2 protein-coding genes and 1 pseudogene are annotated in these 1997 nt (G+C 68.0%); 1 reads left to right on the top strand and 2 read right to left on the bottom strand.

Features of this window, described 5'->3' with window-relative positions:
* Positions 1-806, bottom strand: an 806-nt coding sequence (locus tag HC022_RS25150; protein WP_254885267.1) for a tRNA (adenosine(37)-N6)-dimethylallyltransferase MiaA, incomplete at its 3' end; no start/stop codon positions are given.
* A 40-nt stretch (positions 807-846) separates the two neighbouring features.
* On the opposite strand from HC022_RS25150, the gene pyrH reads away from it, so the two are divergent.
* Complete coding sequence (pyrH, locus tag HC022_RS25145; RefSeq protein ID WP_008885478.1) at positions 847-1572, top strand: UMP kinase; 726 nt, start codon at positions 847-849, stop codon at positions 1570-1572.
* Between the two features lie 100 nt (positions 1573-1672).
* Here the strand turns inward: pyrH and HC022_RS25140 are convergent.
* Positions 1673-1997 (bottom strand): annotated as a pseudogene (locus HC022_RS25140) (hypothetical protein); the annotation flags it as partial.

The raw sequence follows: 1997 nt of genomic DNA, 5'->3' as shown, positions 1-1997 counted from the left end.
GCGCCGATGGCCTTGGCCGAGGGCAGGGCGGGCGTCCACGTGGCGAGATTGGCGCGGGCCTCGTCGAGCGCGCCCTCGCGGACCATCTTGCGGAACCGCGTTTCGATTCGCGGGCTGAGCCAGTCCTTGGGGGCGTCGAAGACGATGGGTTGTGCCTGCGAAAGAGGCAGAAGCGGCGGGGGCGTCTCGTCCTGCCACGCCGCGATTCCTCGCCCGGTAGAGCGCAGAACTTCCCACGCCCGCTGCACGCGCATTGGATTCGCCGTGTCGATCCGCACCCGGGTGTCGCTGTCGAGCTCCTCGACCATGGCGGCGCGCTCGCCCGCGTCGAGCCGCGCCATCGCCTCGTCGCGAACCGCCGGTGGCGTCGGCGGAATCTCGGCAAGCCCCTCGGTCAGGGCGCTGAAATAAAGCCCGGTTCCGCCCACCACGATGAGCCGCCCGGGCCCGCGCATAAGTTGCGCGACATCCCTCAGCCACTCGCCCACGCTGTATGCCTGCGTGCCCGGGACGTGACCGTAGAGCGCGTGCGGCGCGAGCGCCTCCTCGGCCTCGGAGGGTCGCGCGGTGAGCACCCGCCAGTCCGAGAACACCTGGATCGCGTCGGCGTTCACGATGACGCCGCCATCGCGCGCGGCGATCTCGAGCGCCAGCGCCGACTTGCCGCTGGCGGTGGGGCCGGCGATCAGCACCGGGCGCTCCGGATCGGGCGCCAGCCGGGTCAGAATATCGGACAGGGCGTCCTCCTTGGAAGGTCTTCGCTCGCGGCAATGCAGCATTGCAGAGGGGCCGGTTTTCGGCCACATATGGCGCCGATCCTAGACCCCCTCAGTGACGGAGCGCAACATGACCGAGACCCCGCAGACCACCTTCAATCGCGTCTTGCTGAAAATCTCGGGAGAGGCGCTCATGGGGGACCAAGGCTACGGCCTGCACCCGCCGACCGTCGAGCGCATCGCCCGCGAAGTGAAGACTGTGCACGACATGGGCGTCGAGATCTGCATGGTGATCGGCGGCGGCAACATCTTCCGCGGCCTCGCCGGTTCGGCGCAGGGCATGGAACGGACCACCGCCGACTACATGGGCATGCTGGCGACCGTCATGAACGCGCTGGCGATGCAGTCGGCGCTGGAAGAGATCGGCGTCTACACCCGGGTGATCACCGCGATCCGCATGGACGAGGTGGCCGAGCCCTACATCCGGCGCCGCGCCGTGCGCCACCTCGAGAAGAAGCGCGTCTGCATCTTCGCCGCGGGCACGGGCAACCCCTATTTCACCACCGACACCGCCTCGGCGCTGCGCGCCAACGAGATGGCCTGCGAGGCACTCTTCATGGGCAAGAACGGCACCGACGGCGTCTATGACAGCGACCCGCGCACCAACCCCGACGCCAAGCGCTACGACAAGGTGAGCTACGACGAGGTGCTGCAGAAGAACCTCAAGGTCATGGACGCCTCGGCCATCGCGCTGGCGCGCGACAACAACCTGCCGATCATCGTCTTCCCGCTGGACGAGCCCGGCGGGTTCCGTGGAATCCTTGCGGGGCAGGGCACCTACACCCGCGTCGGCTGAGCCGCACGCCGCCCTGGAAGCAGACACCACGCCGAAAAAAAGACACCGCCCGCAGGTTCCGGCCTGCGGGCGGTGCTGTTTTGCGAAGGAGGTGCCGGCGTCAGTAGTAGAACAGCCCGTCCATGAAGTCGCTCGACGACAGGTCGTCCAGCTGCGTGTCCTCGAGGATCAGCTCCAGCGTTGCGCCGGCGCCCTCGAAAGCGTCGTAGACCTGCCGGGTGATGACCACGTCGTCGCCAACCTGCACGGCCTGCGACAGCGCATCGCCTTGATAGACGGTATACTCGTCGCCGTAGAACTGGATGTCGTCGACGCCGGCCTCGAAGTCGGTGATGACGGAGGTGCTGTCGGCGTAGACGATCTCGAAGAGGAAGCTGTCCGCGCCGCTGCCGCCGGACAGCGTGTCACCGCCCCCTGCGCGCAGC

The organism is Salipiger sp. HF18 (assembly GCF_011806505.1).
Taxonomy (GTDB): Bacteria; Pseudomonadota; Alphaproteobacteria; order Rhodobacterales; family Rhodobacteraceae; genus Salipiger; species Salipiger thiooxidans.
Note: the sequence above shows the minus strand (reverse complement) of the source record. Positions and strands in the feature narration are given on the sequence as shown.

Bases quoted from the DNA above. Each gene is read 5' to 3' on its own strand.
- pyrH (WP_008885478.1), top strand. From the start codon at position 847: ATGACCGAGACCCCGCAGACCACCTTCAATCGCGTCTTGCTGAAAATC.